The organism is Pseudomonas sp. BT76 TE3572, assembly GCF_050435365.1.
GTDB classification, from domain to species: domain Bacteria; phylum Pseudomonadota; class Gammaproteobacteria; order Pseudomonadales; family Pseudomonadaceae; genus Aquipseudomonas; species Aquipseudomonas fluorescens_W.
Window position 1 is genome coordinate 103,307 of sequence record NZ_JBNDKE010000001.1, and the last position, 16,846, is coordinate 120,152.

Annotated in this window: 15 protein-coding genes; 10 read left to right on the forward strand and 5 right to left on the reverse strand. The window is 57.9% G+C overall.

What is annotated here, in order from left to right:
* Positions 1-103: 103 nt before the first annotated feature.
* The 4 genes from ABH912_RS00475 (at position 104) to ABH912_RS00490 (ending at position 6,944) form a co-directional block, all read left to right on the forward strand.
* Positions 104-2,911, forward strand: a complete 2,808-nt coding sequence (locus ABH912_RS00475; RefSeq protein WP_429509271.1) for a multicopper oxidase domain-containing protein — start codon at positions 104-106, stop codon at positions 2,909-2,911.
* A gap of 17 nt (positions 2,912-2,928) precedes the next feature.
* Positions 2,929-3,948, forward strand: coding sequence for an SCO family protein (locus ABH912_RS00480; protein ID WP_429509272.1), 1,020 nt, complete (start codon positions 2,929-2,931; stop codon positions 3,946-3,948).
* A 103-nt stretch (positions 3,949-4,051) separates the two neighbouring features.
* Complete coding sequence (locus tag ABH912_RS00485) at positions 4,052-5,545, forward strand: ATP-binding protein (protein WP_429509273.1); 1,494 nt, start codon at positions 4,052-4,054, stop codon at positions 5,543-5,545.
* On the forward strand, positions 5,514-6,944 hold the full coding sequence (locus ABH912_RS00490; RefSeq protein ID WP_429509274.1) for a sigma-54-dependent transcriptional regulator: 1,431 nt from the start codon (positions 5,514-5,516) through the stop codon (positions 6,942-6,944). The genes ABH912_RS00485 and ABH912_RS00490 overlap by 32 nt, the downstream gene beginning before the upstream one ends.
* A gap of 3 nt (positions 6,945-6,947) precedes the next feature.
* On the opposite strand, the gene ABH912_RS00495 is transcribed toward ABH912_RS00490, so the two are convergent.
* Complete coding sequence (locus tag ABH912_RS00495; RefSeq protein WP_429509275.1) at positions 6,948-7,334, reverse strand: hypothetical protein; 387 nt, start codon at positions 7,332-7,334, stop codon at positions 6,948-6,950.
* 171 nt (positions 7,335-7,505) lie between these two features.
* Here ABH912_RS00495 and ABH912_RS00500 point away from each other — a divergent pair, with 171 nt between their 5' ends.
* Entirely contained in the window at positions 7,506-8,318 is an 813-nt protein-coding gene (locus tag ABH912_RS00500) for a class I SAM-dependent methyltransferase (RefSeq protein WP_429509276.1), read from the forward strand.
* A gap of 13 nt (positions 8,319-8,331) precedes the next feature.
* On the opposite strand, the gene ABH912_RS00505 is transcribed toward ABH912_RS00500, so the two are convergent.
* Positions 8,332-8,640, reverse strand: coding sequence for an addiction module antidote protein (locus tag ABH912_RS00505; RefSeq protein ID WP_429509277.1), 309 nt, complete (start codon positions 8,638-8,640; stop codon positions 8,332-8,334).
* A gap of 189 nt (positions 8,641-8,829) precedes the next feature.
* Here ABH912_RS00505 and ABH912_RS00510 point away from each other — a divergent pair, with 189 nt between their 5' ends.
* The 5 genes from ABH912_RS00510 (at position 8,830) to ABH912_RS00530 (ending at position 14,951) form a co-directional block, all read left to right on the forward strand.
* Positions 8,830-9,498 carry an ABC transporter ATP-binding protein gene (locus tag ABH912_RS00510; protein WP_429509278.1) on the forward strand — a complete coding sequence of 223 codons (669 nt, stop codon included), beginning with the start codon at positions 8,830-8,832 and terminating at the stop codon, positions 9,496-9,498.
* 1 nt (position 9,499) lies between these two features.
* The gene (locus ABH912_RS00515; protein ID WP_429512980.1) at positions 9,500-11,971 is read left to right on the forward strand and encodes an FtsX-like permease family protein; all 2,472 of its coding nucleotides are present in this window, start codon (positions 9,500-9,502) and stop codon (positions 11,969-11,971) included.
* On the forward strand, positions 11,961-13,025 hold the full coding sequence (locus ABH912_RS00520; protein ID WP_429509279.1) for a lipocalin-like domain-containing protein: 1,065 nt from the start codon (positions 11,961-11,963) through the stop codon (positions 13,023-13,025). Before ABH912_RS00515 ends, ABH912_RS00520 begins: the two co-directional genes overlap by 11 nt.
* A 177-nt stretch (positions 13,026-13,202) precedes the next feature.
* Positions 13,203-13,781: a hypothetical protein gene (locus ABH912_RS00525; RefSeq protein WP_033058804.1), complete on the forward strand. Its 579-nt coding sequence runs from the start codon at positions 13,203-13,205 to the stop codon at positions 13,779-13,781.
* A 357-nt stretch (positions 13,782-14,138) separates the two neighbouring features.
* Complete coding sequence (locus ABH912_RS00530; RefSeq protein WP_429509280.1) at positions 14,139-14,951, forward strand: VanW family protein; 813 nt, start codon at positions 14,139-14,141, stop codon at positions 14,949-14,951.
* A gap of 317 nt (positions 14,952-15,268) precedes the next feature.
* Here the strand turns inward: ABH912_RS00530 and ABH912_RS00535 are convergent, their stop codons facing one another.
* The 3 genes from ABH912_RS00535 to ABH912_RS00545 all read right to left on the reverse strand — a co-directional run bounded on the left by ABH912_RS00535 (position 15,269) and on the right by ABH912_RS00545 (position 16,710).
* A complete protein-coding gene (locus ABH912_RS00535) occupies positions 15,269-15,604 on the reverse strand; it encodes a DUF7716 domain-containing protein (protein ID WP_033058800.1) in 336 nt (111 codons plus the stop codon).
* 87 nt (positions 15,605-15,691) lie between these two features.
* Positions 15,692-16,021: a DUF7716 domain-containing protein gene (locus tag ABH912_RS00540; RefSeq protein ID WP_231670552.1), complete on the reverse strand. Its 330-nt coding sequence runs from the start codon at positions 16,019-16,021 to the stop codon at positions 15,692-15,694.
* 83 nt (positions 16,022-16,104) lie between these two features.
* A complete protein-coding gene (locus ABH912_RS00545; RefSeq protein WP_033058796.1) occupies positions 16,105-16,710 on the reverse strand; it encodes a hypothetical protein in 606 nt (201 codons plus the stop codon).
* Positions 16,711-16,846 lie beyond the last annotated feature (136 nt).

The window sequence follows — 16,846 nt, forward strand, 5'->3', positions numbered from 1 at the left end:
GACAAGTATTAATACTTTCGTAAAAACCGGTTACAACTCTGGCGAGGTCCTTGCACCACCCCCATCACCCCCTTCATGACTCATGACTACGAGGCGGCTGGTGATGGACAGAAAAGCGCGGTACCCCTTCAAATGGTTCGGCCTCCTGACGCCTCTGAGCGTTCTTCTGACAATGACGCTGGGCACAACGACTCTGCGCGCCAGCCCCATCGACGACGAGCGACAGCCAGAACCTTCTGACCCTTCGGCTTACCAAGATGAACCGGCTGACAAAGCGGCGGCGTTGAACGCCATCTTGACCATGCCCGAGGCCAACAGAGATTCCTTCGATTTACCCGGTGGCGTCAAAGGCAGCAAAGACACCACGCGGGTGGAAAACATCCTGCCGCCGACGGTGCAGACCAGTTTCAACTACCCCACCAACGGCAAGCCGAGCCCGCTGTATGGCGCTCAGCCGTTTACTCAGCAGTTGGTGCTGTTCGAAGAATTCGGCCCGGAAAAACTCGACCCCACCACGCCGGCGGCGCCATTGCCGTTTCCACCGGCCGCCATTGGCCCGCTGCCGCAACAAGATCCCACCAGCGCCGCTCGTAGCGCCCCGCCGAGTGCGGCGCTCGACGCTTTCATGCGTCAACCGGGACTGACACCGTTCCCGAGTCTGTACTCCAACGTGGTCGACCGTAACCCGTGGCAGAAGCAGATCGAATTTTTCCTCAACCGCCGTATTGGCTCCTCGGCTGAAGGCCGTCCGCCAGGAAAAGGCTGGTCGCACCAGCGCTGGAACGAGTTTTACCCACAAATGGCCTACAAGACCGTGCAAACCGGCGCACGGTTGAATTCCGGTTGGCGTGACAGTCATCAGATGCACCGCTATGCCGTGGGCGAGTTTGGCCCAGGCGGCCTCTATCACAACGTGGCTGGCATACCGGCGACCGATGGCACCGCCAAGGGCGTCGATGCGCGTTTCCACCCGAAAATGCCGGTGCAGAACCACAACTCGGTCTGGACCTTTGACGGCACTTTGCCGCCAAAATTGCTGATGGTGCGTTACGGGCAACCCACGTTGATGCGTCATTACAACGGCTTGCCGATCGACCCGTCGGCGAACATGGGGTTCGGTTTGCACACCATCAGCACCCACGAACATAACGGCCACACACCGGCGGAAAGCGACGGTTATGCCAATGCGTTTTTCTTTCCGGGGCAATTTTACGACTATCGCTGGCCGATCCAGTTGGCCGGCTACGACAGCATCAACACCAAGGCTGAAGACCCGCGTGCAGCGTTTCCGTGCGCACCGGGCGAAACCCTGTGGACCAATGACCTCATCCCCAGCCGCAAGACCTGCAACAACGGCACGATCAAGATCCGCGGCGACTGGCGCGAAACCATGAGCACCCACTGGTTCCACGACCACATGCTCGATTTCACCGCGCAGAACGTCTACAAGGGCAACGCGGCAATGATGAACTACTACAGCGCCCTGGACCGCGGCAATGAATCGGTGAATGACGGCGTCAACCTGCGTTTTCCCAGTGGCAGCGCCTTGCCTTGGGGTAACCGCGACTACGATGTCAACCTGCTGTTTGCCGACAAGGCGTGGGATAAAAACGGCCAACTGTGGTTCAACCCGTTCAATACCAACGGCTTCCTCGGTGATCAGGTGCTGGTCAACTGGCAGTGGAAACCGTCCCTGGATGTGCGCGCCCGTAGCTATCGGTTCCGCATGCTCAATGGCTCTGTGTCGCGCTTCTTCAAAATGGCGCTCGTTCGCGAGATCAACGGCACCAGCGGGGAGTTCCAAGGGCCGGCCGGGTCGGGAGTGTCATATGCCCGCGTGCCGTTCCACATGATTGCCAACGACGGCAACATCATGGAACACAGCGTGCCGTTCGACGGCAGCATGGACCTGGATGCCGACGGCGATAAACAGAACCACAACGCGATCCTGCCAACCCTGGGCATCGCCGAACGATTCGACATCATCGTCAACTTCTCGAAATACGGGATCAAACCGGGCGACAAGCTGTTCTTCGTCAACCTGCTGGTGCACGAAGATGGCAAGGGCCCGAAAGAACCCGTCTCCCTGGCTGACGTGCTGTCCGAGAAATACAAAGCCGTGATCAAGCAAACCAGCAAGGGGCCAAAGTGGGAGGACGGTGATCCGGCGGTCGGCAAGGTGTTGCAACTCAACGTCAAGGCGTACACCGGCCAGGACCTGGCCATGGACCCGGCCGCTTATGAACCGGCCAAACCGGGCAAGGCTGAAGGCCTGGTGATGATCCCGTTGAAGATCCATCGCGACAACGCCGCCGACAAGGAGCTGCTGGCCAAAGCCCGTCACCGCACCTTCATCTTCGGCCGTTCCGACGGCACCGATGAAGCACCGTGGACGGTCAAGACGGATGGCGGTTTCGGCTTCCACATGGACCCACGGCGTTTGAACGCTTCGACCCAACTGGCCAGTGGCCCCACCGATGCCGGTGCCACCGGTTTCGGCACCCTGGAAGTGTGGAACATCAAGCTCGGCGGCCAGGGCTGGAGCCACCCGGTGCATGTGCACTTCGAGGAGGGGATCATCCTCAGTCGCGGCGGCAAGGCGCCACCGGAATGGGAAAAATGGGCACGCAAGGACGTGTACCGCATCGGCTCGGAAAAGGATGGCCTGGACAGTGTCGAGATGGCGATCAGCTTCCGCGAATTCGCCGGGACGTACATGGAGCACTGTCACAACACTCAGCATGAGGACAACTCCATGCTGCTGCGCTGGGACATTGAAAAACCCGGGCAATTCCAGCTGATGCCGACACCGCTGCCGAGCTGGGATGGTGTGCGCTACGTGAACTCCGCCGCGCTGCCAACCTTCCGTACTGGCGACGGCTTCGGCCCTAAAGTGGTGGTCAAACCATGAACCGCGAGGGAGCCGACATGAAACTGAATACGCCGCGCTCCCGCGCCCTGGGCATGCACCTGGTTTTGATGCTGGTCACCTGCCTGCTGGCCAGTCGGGTGCTGGTGGCTCATGAAGCTGCTCCGTCGGTGTCGTCACCGACGGAGTCGGCGACACCCTGGGGTGGCGATTACTTTCCCAACACTTTGCTGACCGATCAGAACGGTCGGCAGGTGCGTTTCTTTGATGACTTGATCAAGGACAAAGTGGTGGTGATCAATTTCATCTTCACGTCATGCAGCGACTCTTGCCCGCTGGAGACCGCGCGCCTGCGTCAGGTGCAGAAGTTGCTGGGGGACCGGGTCGGCCAGGACATTTTTTTCTACTCAATCAGCATTGACCCCTTGAGTGATACACCCGACGTGCTCAAGGCCTACGCACAACGCTTCAAGGTCGGGCCGGGCTGGAGGTTTCTCACCGGGGAATTTGCCGACGTCACCGAACTGCGGAAAAAACTCGGGCTGTTCATCGAAGGCGTCGACAACGGTCGCAGCAAGGACCACAACCTGAGCCTGATTGTCGGCAACCAGACCACGGGCCGCTGGATGAAAGCTTCACCTTTCGAAAATCCGTGGATTCTGGCCGATCAGTTGGCCAACACGCTGCACAACTGGAAACAGCCCAGTATTGAAGAAAACTACGCGAATGCGCCCGATATTCGTCCGCCGAGCAACGGCGAAGAACTGTTTCGCACCCGTTGCGCATCGTGTCACAGCCTGGGCCCGATGGACGGGCAGGGCCTCGGCATGCGCAGCATCGGCCCGGACCTGATCGGCGTCACTCGCCTGCGTGATCCGGCCTGGCTGAGTCGCTGGATTCGCGAGCCGGACCGCATGCTGGCGGAAAAAGACCCGATCGCGCTGGAGCTGTTTGAGCGTTTCGACAAAATCCCCATGCCCAACCTGCGCCTGGATGAGAACGCGGCGCAGTCCATCGTGGGTTTTTTGCAGGAAGAAACCGATCGTCAGCAACCGCTACAGGCGGCGCAAACGCAATAGCGGCTTAATCCTGTCATTGGGGCCGTCAGTTTCGATCAATGCCACCTACACTGATCCGAACCGCGGCTGAAAAGGCTTGAGGTAAGGCATCCGGGAAGGTCCTATGCAGATACCAGGACAACAAAAAATACCTGCGTCGGCTATGTCCGCAGCAGAAAGCAAGGGCTGGCGGGGACAGTTCAATTTGCTGCGCTGGTTTTCCCTGGGCAGCTTTTTCATCATCGCCGTCGTGGCGCTGGGGTTGGGCTACGTGTCCACGCGTTTCGTCGTCGATGAGAGCATCGAGCGTGATTCCTTGCTGACTGCGCAGTTCATTCAGGCCATTGGTGATGCAGAAATTCGCCATGCCGGCATCTCCCTGCAAAGAACCATGGGTGAAATGCTCGATCCGCGCGATGACATTGCCTATCCCGACGTCGATCCGGCGGCCCGTGCCGCTGCCCGCATAGAGTTTCTCGATCATGTCGAACACCTGCCGGACACGCTGTTGGCGGTGGTGTACGCCCTGGATCGCACCGTGGTCTGGTCGACCAATGCGCAAATGATTGGCATGCGCGTCGAAGGTGATGAGGAACTGGACGAGTCTTTCGAAATGAAGGAACCCGTGTCCACCAGCTACCACCAAATTGATGAGGAACGTCCCGAGCAGCAACTGCTGCGTGAGCCTGAGTTTCTGTTTATCGAGAACTACATCCCGATGTTCAATGCCGACAAAAGCAAAGTGATCGCCATGGTGGAGATCTACAAGGAACCCGCGGACCTGGTGGAACGCATCCAGCGTGGCTTCAAGTCAATCTGGCTGGCAACCCTGCTCGGCGGCCTGGCCATCTACCTCGGACTGTTCTGGATTGTGCGGCATGCGGCCACGCTGCTGCAGAGCCAGCAGAAACAACTGATCAGCAACGAGACCTTCGTCGCGCTGGGGGAAATGTCCTCGGCGGTGGCCCACAGCTTGCGCAATCCGTTGGCCAACATTCGTTCCAGCGCCGAACTGGCTCAGGAAATCGCCAGCCAGAATGCGCAGAAGAACATCGGCGACATCATCAATCAGGTCGACCGCATGTCGCGCTGGGTCCGGGAGTTGCTGGTGTCATTGCGACCCGTGAACGACGACTACGAAACGGTAGACCTGGTGCTGGTCATCGACGACACGTTGAGCGCGTTTGACGCGCTGATCAAACGCTCCGGCATCGACGTGCGTTTCACCCCGCAGAGCTGTCCGCCGGTCATCAGCCAACAGGTGTTGCTCACGCAAATTCTTAATAGCCTGTTTGCCAATGCCCTGGAAGCCATGCCCAAGGGCGGCGTGCTGAGTATCGATATCGAAACGCCGCAGCCGGGACTTGTGCGCATGACCCTGAGCGATACCGGCAAGGGCATGACCACACAGCAGCAACAAATGGCCTTCAAGCCGTTTTTCACCACCAAACAAGGAGGGTTGGGCGTGGGCCTGGCCCTGGTCAAAAGAATAATGGAGCGTTTCGAAGGCTCGGTCGAACTGACCAGCCAAGAGCAGGAAGGAACCCGCGTTTGTCTCAATTTTAAAGTGGCAACGGGAGGGGTATATGGAGCACAGCATTCTGCTGGTCGAGGATGATGAACTGCTCGCCGAGAATATTCAGACCTACCTGGAGCGTAAGGACTTCGAGGTGACGGTCTGCCACTCGGCTGAGGACGCGCTGGACCAGTTGGGCACTTTCGTCCCAGACGTGGTGCTGACCGATAACTCGCTGCCGGGCATGAGCGGTCACGACCTGATCCAGAAGCTGCGCATCAGCGCGCCGGATCTGAAAGTGATCATGATGACCGGCTACGGCAACGTCGAAGACGCCGTGGTGGCGATGAAAGAGGGCGCTTTCCATTACGTCACCAAACCGGTGGCGCTGCCGGAGCTCAAGCTGCTGCTGGACAAGGCCATGGCCACCGACCGGATGGAACGCACACTGTCGTTCTATCAGGAACGCGAAGCGCAGAAGTCAGGGGTGCAGGCATTGATCGGCGAATCGGCACCGATGCAGTACCTGAAAAGCACCATTGGCCAGTTGATCGACGCCGAGCGGCGCATGGCCAATACCGATCTGCCTCCGGTGTTGGTGGAAGGCGAGACTGGCACCGGCAAGGAACTGGTGGCCCGTGCGTTGCACTTCGACGGTCCACGCAGCAAAGGTCCGTTCATTGAATTCAACTGTGCCTCGATTCCTTCCAACCTGGTGGAGTCGGAGCTGTTCGGTCACGAGAAGGGCGCCTTCACCGACGCCAAGGACCGCCGCGTCGGGCTGGTGGAAGCGGCCGATGGCGGGACGCTGTTTCTCGATGAGGTCGGCGAGATGGACCTGTTGCTGCAAGCCAAACTGCTGAAGCTGCTGGAGGACCGGACGATCCGCCGGGTCGGCTCGGTAAAGGAGCGCAAGGTCGATTTGCGGGTGATCAGTGCGACCAACTGCAACCTCGAACAAATGGTCCAGCAGGGCAAGTTCCGCCGCGATCTGTTCTTCCGTTTGCGGATCATCTCGATCAAGGTGCCGCGCCTGTATGCCCGCGGCGCAGACATCCTGCTGCTGGCCCGGCACTTCCTGGCGGTCCACGGCAAACGCTATGGCAAACCGAACCTGCATTTCTGCGATCAGGCCGAGGAATTGATGCTCAGCTACAGCTGGCCGGGCAACGTGCGCGAGTTGCGCAACATGCTTGAGCAAACCGTGCTGCTGGCCCAGAGCGACACCATCGCCGCGCATCAATTGAACGTGTGCCTGAGCCTGGTGGATGAGCCGCTGTTGTTCCAGCAAGAGCCGCAACACTACGAGCCGCGTCCGGCCTACAACGGCACTGAGTCCATGAACCTGCCGGAAGTGGAACGCGACATGGTGCGCAAGATGCTCGACAAGACCGACTGGAACGTCACCAAGTCCGCACGGCTACTTGGCCTGAGCCGCGACATGCTGCGCTACCGAATCGAAAAGCTCGGCCTCGCACGCCCGGAAAAACGCCAGTGGTAGGCCTTATTGCATCACTGGCCCCTGACGGCTGAGGCACGCGAGCAGGCATGTGGGGTCGAAGACTTCTTCGTTCACGTAGACACCGCGTTGCTGATCGTAGGAGCGGATGAACACTCGAACCGTGGCATCCGCTACCGTCGGCAATCTTGAGTCGTAGAACTGATGCTGACTCGAAATGGGGATGAAGTCCTGAGGCGCTGTCGGAATGTACGAGCCGGGCGGCACGGTGCTCAGTGACGGTGGCACGGGGTGAGCGAAGGGTTGGTCGGCCCCGTAATAGTTGAACCCACTGCTGTAATCGGTAGTGGGTGTCAGGCTGTCGTCCGCGTGAGCACCGGTTGTGGTGATCAGGCAGAGGGCGAGCAGTAGCCTCGGATCGGTGGTTTTCATGGCTGCACCTGCGAAATCGGTTTTCCCCGCAATTCCCCAAGGTCATTAACTATAGCTGCCGTACGTTGGCGTTGCCGGCTTACAACATTCCGACAAACGCCACATGGGTTCTTCAAAATCGTTGATCTAGACTCGGGCCGGTCAATCAAGACCCGAATTCTGGAGCGAGCAATGGAAATGCCATCAACCGAAACAGTCATCGCCAGCAACCGCGATGCCTGGAATGACTCTGCTAGACACCATAAAGACAATCCCGAATGGCCGTCACTCTTGCAGGACGTGGCACAGCGTGATTTCTGCTGCATCGACGACACCTTGCGCGGCTTGCTGGCGCAGGTCAGTGTCGACGGCAAGGACGTGGTGCAACTGGGCTGCAACAACGGCCGCGAAAGCCTTTCGTTGTTTGCGCTGGGTGCCCGCAGCGTCGTAGGCGTCGACCAGTCCGAGGCGTTCCTTGATCAGGCGCGGGAGCTGGCGTCACGCTCGCCCCATGCGCCGGAGTTCATCGAGGCAGACATCCATCACTTGCCGCCAGAGCTTCATGGCCGCTTCGACGTGGCCCTGATCACCATCGGTGTGTTGAACTGGATGCCGGACATCGGCGAATTCTTCCGCCACGTCGCGCAAACCCTCAAGCCCGGTGGCAGCCTGGTGGTGTACGAAACCCATCCCTTCCTCGAAATGTTCGACCCCGAGTCCGCCGATCCGTATCGGCCGGACAGCTCGTACTTTCGCAGCGAACCTTTCGTGCAGAACCAACCGATCGTCTACGAAGGCAAAGTCGACCAGCAGGCGGCGCCGTCCTACTGGTTCGTCCACACCTTGGGCGCCATCTTCACCGGCGCCATCGACGCCGGATTGCAGATCAGCCACTTCAAGGAATACCCGCATTCCAACCGCGAGGAGCTCTATGATCGGTATGAGCAGCAAATGGCGCAGTTGCCGTTGTGTTTTACGTGGGTGGCGCGCAAGCGAGCAGTCTAATCAGAAGAGTCTCTTAGAGCGTCGAGTGATTGACTGAATGACCTGGCTGCGCGCAGAGATCAATGCCAAGGGCGTGAATGACCTTTAAAACCGTATCGAAACGTGGTTTTGCACCAGGAGCGAAGGCCTTGTACAGGCTTTCGCGGCCCATACCCGAATCCTTGGCTATCTGTGTCATTCCACGCGCTTTCACCACATAGCCGATGGCACGAAGAAATTCTTCGTTGTCGCCGTCTGCGAGCACTTGCGAAAGGTACTCGCTGATGGCTTCGTCACTGTCCAGCAGAGCCGCCATATCGAAAGCAGTCAAAGTCTGGCTCATGTTTAAACCTCCTTCCAAAATTCATTACTCAAATGTATCCATATGGATACGAGTGAGCTGTCAGGCAATTCCTTGGTTGTGTATGTTTTTTCCCTGAAGTGTGTGGGCTATGGGCTGTCTGAGCGGACCTATTCGCGGTGCAGCTGTCGTCCGCTATCCTTGCTCCACGCACATCGAACGGTTTTCCCCATGCTTTCCGTCCAAGGCGTCTTCAAAAGCTACGCCACTCCCCAGGGCCCACTGCCGGTTCTGCAAGGTGTCGACCTCACCTTGAAACCCGGCAGCAGCCTGGCGTTGATGGGGGAGTCGGGCAGTGGCAAGAGCACCTTGCTGCACCTGATTGCCGGACTGGACAAGCTCGATCGCGGCAGCATCCGCAGCGGCGAATATCGGCTGGAGCAGATGAACGAAGGGCAACTGGCGAACTGGCGGCGGACCGAAATCGGCCTGGTGTTTCAGCAGTTCAACCTGATCGGCAGTCTGCGCGTGGAGGACAATCTGGCGTTCCAGGCGCGACTGGCCGGGCGCCATGATCCGCGCTGGCAGGCGCATCTGGTGCAACGTCTGGGCTTGGCTGAGTTGCTGCAGCGTTATCCGGAACAGCTGTCCGGCGGCCAGCAGCAACGGGTCGCGCTGGGTCGGGCCCTGGCGTCACAGCCAAAACTGCTGCTGGCGGACGAACCCACCGGCAGCCTCGATGAAGCCACCAGCGATGAGGTCTTGAAGTTATTGCTGGAGTTGCTCGACGACAGTCCCACCACCTTGTTGATGGTCACCCACAGCTCGCGGGTTGCCGCGCGGTTGGCAGAGAAGGTGGTGCTCCAAGGTGGCCGTCTGGCTGGCGCGGACGAGCGCTGAAGTGCGGATCTTTCGCGAGACGCTGCGGGCGCTGCTCAGTCATTGGCGACAGCATCCGGTGCAGTTTTTCAGTGTGCTGACCGGGCTTTGGCTCGCCACCAGTCTGCTGACCGGCGTGCAGGCGCTGAACAGCCAGGCGCGCGAAAGCTATGCCCGGGCCAGTCAGTTGATCGGCGGCGAACCCCAGGCCAGCCTCAGTTCACCCAGTGGCGCAACCTTTTCCCAGCAGGTGTTTGTCGACCTGCGCCGTTTGGGTTGGCCGGTGTCGCCGGTCCTGCAAGGCCGGGTGACGCTCAAGGGGCATGACGACCAGCGTTTGCAGCTGATGGGGATCGAGCCGGTGTCGCTGCCCGCCGGTTCCTCTGTGGCCGGGCAGGCGTTGGCGATTGAGCAGGTTGTCGAGTTTTTCAGCCCGCCGGGCAGTACCTGGATTTCGCCGCAGACGTTGCAGACACTGGGTCTGCACGAGGACGAACGTCCGCTGACTTTGAGTGGTCAGGCCTTGCCGCCGCTGCATGCCCAACCCGATATGGCCCCCGGTGTGTTGTTGGTGGACATCGGCTTCGCCCAGCAGATCCTCGGCCTGCCGGATCAGCTGTCGCGCCTGCTGTTGCCGAAGGATTTCACCGCGCCGCTGCCTGAGCAATTCAAGGGACAACTGCAGCTCAAAACCAGCGGCGAAGAGAACAATTTGTCGCGCCTGACCGAGAGCTTTCACCTGAACCTCGATGCGCTGGGGTTTCTGTCATTCGTGGTCGGCCTGTTCATCGTCCACGCCGCGATCGGCCTGGCGCTGGAACAACGCCGTGGCTTGCTCAGAACCCTGCGCGCCTGCGGTGTCAGTGCACGGATGCTGATTGCCTGTCTGGCGGTTGAACTGGGTGGTCTGGCGTTGATCGGCGGACTGGTCGGCGTCGCCAGCGGCTACCTGCTGGCCAGCGTGCTGCTGCCGGATGTCGCCGCGAGTCTGCGCGGGTTGTACGGCGCCGAAGTGGCGGGGCAGTTGAGCCTCAGTCCGTGGTGGTGGCTCAGCGGCGTCGGCCTGAGTCTGTTGGGGGCGTCGTTGGCGGGGGCCAACAGTTTGTTGCGGGCCGCGCGCCTGCCTTTGCTGGCCCTGGCCGACCCGCAAGCCTGGCATCAGGCTCACGCGCACTGGTTGCGGCGCCAGGGTTGGGTTGCCGCGATTGCCGCGGTGATCGCAACGCTGGCGTTGATCTTTGGCGACAGCCTGGGCAGTGGCTTCGTGCTGATGGCGGCACTGTTGATCGGCGCTGCGCTGGCGTTGCCGGTGGTGCTCAACTGGGTGCTGAACCGAGTGCTGCATCGCAGTCGCTCGGTGCTCGGCCAATGGTTTCTCGCCGACTGCCGTCAGCAACTGCCGGCCCTGAGCCTGGCGCTGATGGCGCTGTTGTTGGCACTGGCGGCGAACATTGGCGCGGGCAGCATGACGGCCGGTTTTCGTCAGACCTTCAGCGATTGGCTGGAACAACGCCTGACCGCCGAACTCTACGTTAATCCGCAAAATCCGGCCCAGGCCAGAGAGCTGCAAACCTGGCTCAAGCAGCAACCCGGACTCACGGCGGTGCTGCCCAACTGGCAAGTGTCGATCCAGTTGCAAGGCTGGCCGGCGGATGTCTTCGGCGTGATCGATCACCCGACGTATCGCCAGCATTGGCCGCTGCTGGAAGCCTTGGGCGACAACCCGTGGGACCGACTGGCCAAGGACGATGCGCTGATGCTCAGCGAACAACTGGCCCGTCGGCTGAAGGTGCGCCTTGGCGATCACCTGACGATCCCCACACCCAATGGCACCTGGTCGCCACGGATCGTCGGCATCTACGCCGACTACGGCAATCCCAAAGGCCACATGCTGGTCAACGTCAACCATCTGCTGCGCGGCTGGCCGCAGCTGACACCCAGCCGTTTCAACCTGCGCATCGACCCGACGTTGATCCCTGATTTCCTGACCGCGCTGCAAACACGCTTCACGCTGGAGGACAGCCGCATCGTCGACCAGGCCCGGCTCAAGGGTTGGTCCACGCAAGTGTTCGAACGCACCTTTGCCGCGACCGCCGCGCTCAATAGCCTGACCCTCTGCGTGGCGGGCGTGGCGCTGTTCATCAGCCTGTTGACGCAAAGTCAGAGCCGGCTCGGGCAACTCGCTCCCCTGTGGGCGCTGGGTGTGACTCGCCGGCAACTGATGCTGCTCAATCTCGGACAGACCTGGTTGCTGGCGGTGCTGACCCTGGTGCTGGCGTTGCCGTTGGGGATCGCGTTAGCGTGGTGCCTGGACACGGTGATCAACGTCCAGGCCTTCGGCTGGCGCTTGCCGCTGCGGGTGTTTCCGATGCAGCTGTTGCAGTTGATGGGGCTGGCGCTGCTGGCGACTTTACTGGCGTCGGCGTGGCCGCTGTATTCGCTGTACCGCACGCAACCGGCGGATCTGCTGAGGATGTTTGCTCATGAAGATTAAGGTCGGCGTGTTGCTATTGGCGTTATTGAGCGGGTGCGATAACTCGGCGCCGGTTGAGAAAGGCTTCGCCGGGCTGGGTCATCAGGCCACCGCGTTCACGCCGGTGGTGCCCGGTCGAGTGTTCAGCTTTCCGGCGGATCACGCTCCTCATGACGGTTTTCGCATTGAATGGTGGTACGTCACCGCCAATCTCAAGGACGATCAGGGACGCGAGTTCGGCGCCCAATGGACATTGTTTCGCAGCGCCTTGAAAGCGACGCCCGAAGTGGCCGGCTGGGGTAATCAAATTATCTGGCTTGGCCACGCGGCCGTGACATCGGCGACCGTGCATCACGCCGCCGAGCGTTACGCCCGTGGTGGCGTTGGTCAGGCTGGCGTGAGTCTCGAACCGTTCAACGCGTGGATCGATGATTGGCGTTTCAGCAGTCAGGGCTCCGAGCCTATGGTGCAGCTTCAACTCAACGCCCGGGACAAGGATTTTGGCTATCAACTGCGGCTGACCTCCACACATCCTTTGGTGCTTCAGGGCGACAAAGGCTTCAGCCAGAAATCCGAACAGGGGCAGGCGTCGTACTACTACAGTCAGCCGTTTTTTCAGGCCAGCGGCACGCTGGAAATCGACGGCAAAACATATCAAGTCAGCGGCCCGGCCTGGCTCGACCGCGAGTGGAGCAGCCAACCCCTGACCGCCAACCAGACCGGCTGGGACTGGTTTTCCCTGCACCTGGACAGCGGCGAACAGGTGATGCTCTACCGCATGCGGCAAAAGGACGGCGCGCTTTACCTCACCGGCACCTGGATCGACGCTCAAGGCCAGACGCAGTTGCTGCACGCCGCCGACATCAGCCTCACACCGCAAGACACCGCCAAAGTCGCCGGACGTTTGATGCCGGTGCGCTGGTCGATCAAAATCCCCGACAAACACCTCGACATCACGATCAGCGCGCTCAACCCCAACGCGTGGATGGCTTTGCGCATTCCCTATTGGGAAGGGCCGGTGCAATTGAGCGGCAGCCATGGTGGGCAGGGTTATCTGGAAATGACCGGGTATTGAGTCGGAACTCTCGGCAGAGCGATGGCCTCCCAAGAGGTCGACGAAACTGAGGCTTGAGGAGCGCTCCAAGAAACCGCGAACACTCCCTGATCAGCGTCTATGCTCATTTGCGCAGAGGGCGCTGAACGGTGGTTCAGCGCTCGTTGCTGCCTCCAATTCACAGGGAATGTACCGCTTATGAAACTTCACACACTGACTAAAGCCATCACCCTCGCAACGCTGCTGTCTGCCGCCAGCCTTAGCGCTATGGCTGCGGACATCCCGCTGTCTGCCGTTGTGGAGGCGGATCAGGTCACCACCAAAGTGGTCTCGGTCGATGCTGCCAAACATCAGGTCGTCCTGGAGGGGCCGGAGGGGCGTCAGGTCCATGTGCAATTGACCGACAAGGCCAAAAACCTCGGCAACTTGAAAGTCGGCGACAAAGTCGATGTCAAGGTGACTAGCGCTGTCGCCGCCTACCTCGACACCGATATCGACAAAGGCCTGCCAGGCACCGTCGAACGTGCTGGCGAAGTCCGCGCAGCCCCCGGCAGCGACAACCCGGGCGGCGAAGCCTACCGTCAGGTGCAGGTCCAACTGAAAATCACCAAAATCGACCTGAAGAAAAACCAGGTAACCTTCGAAAACCCCGCCGGGCAGTCCAAGACCGTTGACGTCGTAAGACCCGAAGTTCAAGCGAAATTGAAAGACCTGAAAGTTGGACAGAGTGTCGTTGTGACCTATACCGACATATTGACAGTGACCAGCAAGCACTGAAGTTGAGTATTAGCTCTATATGTTGATTGTTCTTGTACAACTTTTCTGTATAAGAATAATCAGTTTTAATGGTCTAACTGGTGAGTTTGCGGGTTTGTAAAATAGTATTTGGGCCGACATTTAATCAAATGTTGTTTCGATAAATTTCATGTTCATATACGCGGACATATTCGAAGACTTCAATTAAAATACTTCCCGTTCGCCCAGTGTCAGGGCTCTTTACCGGTGCATGGATTGCCAGGCCATTACACTGGGCGAACACCTTCTCGGCGTGCGATACACACCTGCAGCAATACGATAAGATGCGCGGCATTTTGCAAATCAAGGAAGAAAACGGCAGCCGCCGTTCTGACACGGATGAAACCACTCTCCCTTTACCACCCGGCGCTCTACTGGCTCCGCGTGTGGCAAAAAAGACTGTTCCGGCACTTGGCGTGGCGCTTCTCCCGCAAGCAATACGCTGTTTCGCTGAACACCGTCTCCCGCTTGCCATATCGCTACCTCAAGCACACCTCCAAACTGATCCGCAAACTCGGCAACTCCGATCTTGCCCTGCAACACAACAAAGTCATCAACCTGAAACTGGCCGTCGCTTCGATCGACGGCGTCGTCATTGGCCCTGGCGAGTATTTTTCATTCTGCCGCCTCGTGGGTCGACCTACCCGCAAACGCGGTTACGTCGAAGGCATGGAGCTGTCATTTGGTGAAGCGCGCAGCGGCATCGGTGGCGGGATCTGCCAACTGAGCAACCTGATTCACTGGATGGCGATTCACTCGCCACTGGTCGTGGTTGAGCGGTCAAACCACAGCTTCGATCCCTTTCCTGATGAAGGGCGAGTCCTGCCATTCGGCTCCGGTGCAGCGATCTTTTACAACTACATTGACCTGGTATTGCATAACCCGACCGATCGCCATTTTCAGTTGAAGCTCAATGTCGCCGAGCAACAGTTGGAAGGGGAGTTGTTGTGCGATCAGGCGAGAGAGTTTCGATATCACGTTTATCAACTTGGGCATCGGTTTGTGCGAGACGGTGGGCGGGTTTTTCGCGAGAACGAGATATGGCGGGAGATCAGGAGCAAGGGGCAGGCGAGTCAGGTGTTGAAGAGTGAGCGGCTTTATAAGAATCGGGTGGTGGTTAAGTATGAGGTTGAGGAAGGGTTGCTGAGTTGAAGGGTTTAAAAACGGGTGATCGTTAGATCGCCCGTACCTGTAATCGTCGGTCGACTACGTATAACTGGTGTGAACCTTCGAGTTCACCGGCCTGGTCGGTGGTGAGCACGTATGATTTCGCGCCACCTCTGTGAGGTGGGGAGACCGGCCAGATGATTCCTAGATTTATTTTCAGCGGGATTTGCAGTCGAAAGAAGAGAGAATTATTTTCGAGTGTGCAGAAAAAATCTGTCCACTTTGTATAAAGTCTAAATTTAACCGAAATTCATGTGGCTTTCTGTGTCCAGAAAATAACCATGTCAATTTTTTTGTCAATTTTATAGGTCTATAAAACTGTCGCGCTCGTTATAATATTTTATGGTTTTTAGTATTTGCTCATTTGTAGCAGATATTTTTTGCTGTAGTGCGTTGGATGTAACATCTTCCAAAAGCTCATCGGTAATCCAAAAATCGAGACTGTTTTGAGTAATGCTCTCCGGAAAAATCTCTTCGTCGTCATCGCTGATCTCAGAGTACTCGCCAATCACACAGTCGGTTTCCAGAGTTACTTGGTCTGATGGTCCTTTGCCATAAACACAATAGGTAAGGGTTTTTTTCTGTGTTTTTAAAGCATCGATTAGGTCAGTAAGCTTGATGGTTTTATTGTATTTCATCGTTAATGCTCCCAACCAAAAGGGACACTCTTTTTTCTAATGCACTGCCCAAAACGACGGGTAAGAGCCATCACACAATCGACCGTTCTAGCTTGCATTCAATTTAATAAAGCTGTCATTCTCAAAGTAGAAAATAAAGGCTTTGTAAGCGTTATCCAAATCATACGAGGCGCTCTGTTCTTGTAGGTTTTTTATGATGGACAATAGGTCGTCGCAAAGTAACACATACCTGTAATTGATTTTCGACATGGCTACTGGATTGTCATCCATATCACAATCTTCGGAATTATCCGGGTTTTCGATAATCGCTTCGCAGTTCAGACCCCATTCTTCTTTATTTTTTGGTAAATAAAGTGCGTCTTCCCAGTCTAGGCTCGCAACATCAGAAAGAACATCAGCAATTTTTATCTTTTTCATTTGGTTCGTCATTTGTTTTCGGTCGCCTAGCCAAAGCTCCCTTTGTTTTCTGACTAGATGTTTTTTTCACTGACAGTCCTTACTTAATATCGATATACGCTGAGCGAACCAACTTTCGCGTTCAGCGTCAGGACAAATTCCTCTTCGGATGTGAACCGCGACGTTTCCAGAAAGTCCAGAAACCACTCCACGTCCAGCGCCGCGAATATCGCCAGCCACTCAGGTCTTTTCGCTTTGCAAGCCGGTATTGCTGTCCCAGCCAGTCCATGACCCTTGCCTTCAAAAAACAAGAAGTAAGCTTCGTCGTAGCAGTAGCCGATCAACTTGGGCCAATCAGAACTATGGGGCTGCTGCGGTACAAGATCCTTTTCCGCAATCACGTAGTAACTGCGGACTTTGTGGGGCTGTGGGGCAGGGCGGCTGTCAGAAAGCCAGATCAGGCATTGGGTTGCTTTGTCGGCGTCATCCATCCAGGCCGATTCTTTCTTGTCCAACTCAGTCATTGTCCCTGCCGCGTCTGCGCGATAAAACATCAGCCAACCGTCTCGACCTTCGTTGACGATCAAGTAGGTGTGCCCATGACCTTCGACGGTTAGCGACCAACAGCCGAAGTAGGCTCGTTGATCCGAATAATCAGTGATGGTGAACCCTGCACGTTGAACAGCGTTTTGCAGATCGGGGTAAGGCATGTGGTGGACTCCTGTCTGGGGTGAAAGCGCAGCTTGAAGGACCAACAGGTGGCGCGACTCATAAAAGGGGACGCCCATCAGCCGTTCCCTTTGATACCTCTCCTTGGTAGCGCTGCTAGACTGCTTTGGGAACGCG

Excerpts from the sequence above, each read along its gene's own strand:
- ABH912_RS00535 (WP_033058800.1), bottom strand. The coding sequence starts at position 15,604 with ATGAAATACAATAAAACCATCAAGCTTACTGACCTAATCGATGCTTTA.
- ABH912_RS00505 (WP_429509277.1), bottom strand. The coding sequence starts at position 8,640 with ATGAGCCAGACTTTGACTGCTTTCGATATGGCGGCTCTGCTGGACAGT.
- ABH912_RS00540 (WP_231670552.1), bottom strand. The coding sequence starts at position 16,021 with ATGAAAAAGATAAAAATTGCTGATGTTCTTTCTGATGTTGCGAGCCTA.
- ABH912_RS00545 (WP_033058796.1), bottom strand. The coding sequence starts at position 16,710 with ATGCCTTACCCCGATCTGCAAAACGCTGTTCAACGTGCAGGGTTCACC.
- ABH912_RS00485 (WP_429509273.1), top strand. The coding sequence starts at position 4,052 with ATGCAGATACCAGGACAACAAAAAATACCTGCGTCGGCTATGTCCGCA.
- ABH912_RS00475 (WP_429509271.1), top strand. The coding sequence starts at position 104 with ATGGACAGAAAAGCGCGGTACCCCTTCAAATGGTTCGGCCTCCTGACG.
- ABH912_RS00520 (WP_429509279.1), top strand. The coding sequence starts at position 11,961 with ATGAAGATTAAGGTCGGCGTGTTGCTATTGGCGTTATTGAGCGGGTGC.
- ABH912_RS00530 (WP_429509280.1), top strand. The coding sequence starts at position 14,139 with ATGAAACCACTCTCCCTTTACCACCCGGCGCTCTACTGGCTCCGCGTG.
- ABH912_RS00490 (WP_429509274.1), top strand. The coding sequence starts at position 5,514 with ATGGAGCACAGCATTCTGCTGGTCGAGGATGATGAACTGCTCGCCGAG.
- ABH912_RS00495 (WP_429509275.1), bottom strand. The coding sequence starts at position 7,334 with ATGAAAACCACCGATCCGAGGCTACTGCTCGCCCTCTGCCTGATCACC.
- ABH912_RS00500 (WP_429509276.1), top strand. The coding sequence starts at position 7,506 with ATGGAAATGCCATCAACCGAAACAGTCATCGCCAGCAACCGCGATGCC.
- ABH912_RS00525 (WP_033058804.1), top strand. The coding sequence starts at position 13,203 with ATGAAACTTCACACACTGACTAAAGCCATCACCCTCGCAACGCTGCTG.
- ABH912_RS00480 (WP_429509272.1), top strand. The coding sequence starts at position 2,929 with ATGAAACTGAATACGCCGCGCTCCCGCGCCCTGGGCATGCACCTGGTT.
- ABH912_RS00510 (WP_429509278.1), top strand. The coding sequence starts at position 8,830 with ATGCTTTCCGTCCAAGGCGTCTTCAAAAGCTACGCCACTCCCCAGGGC.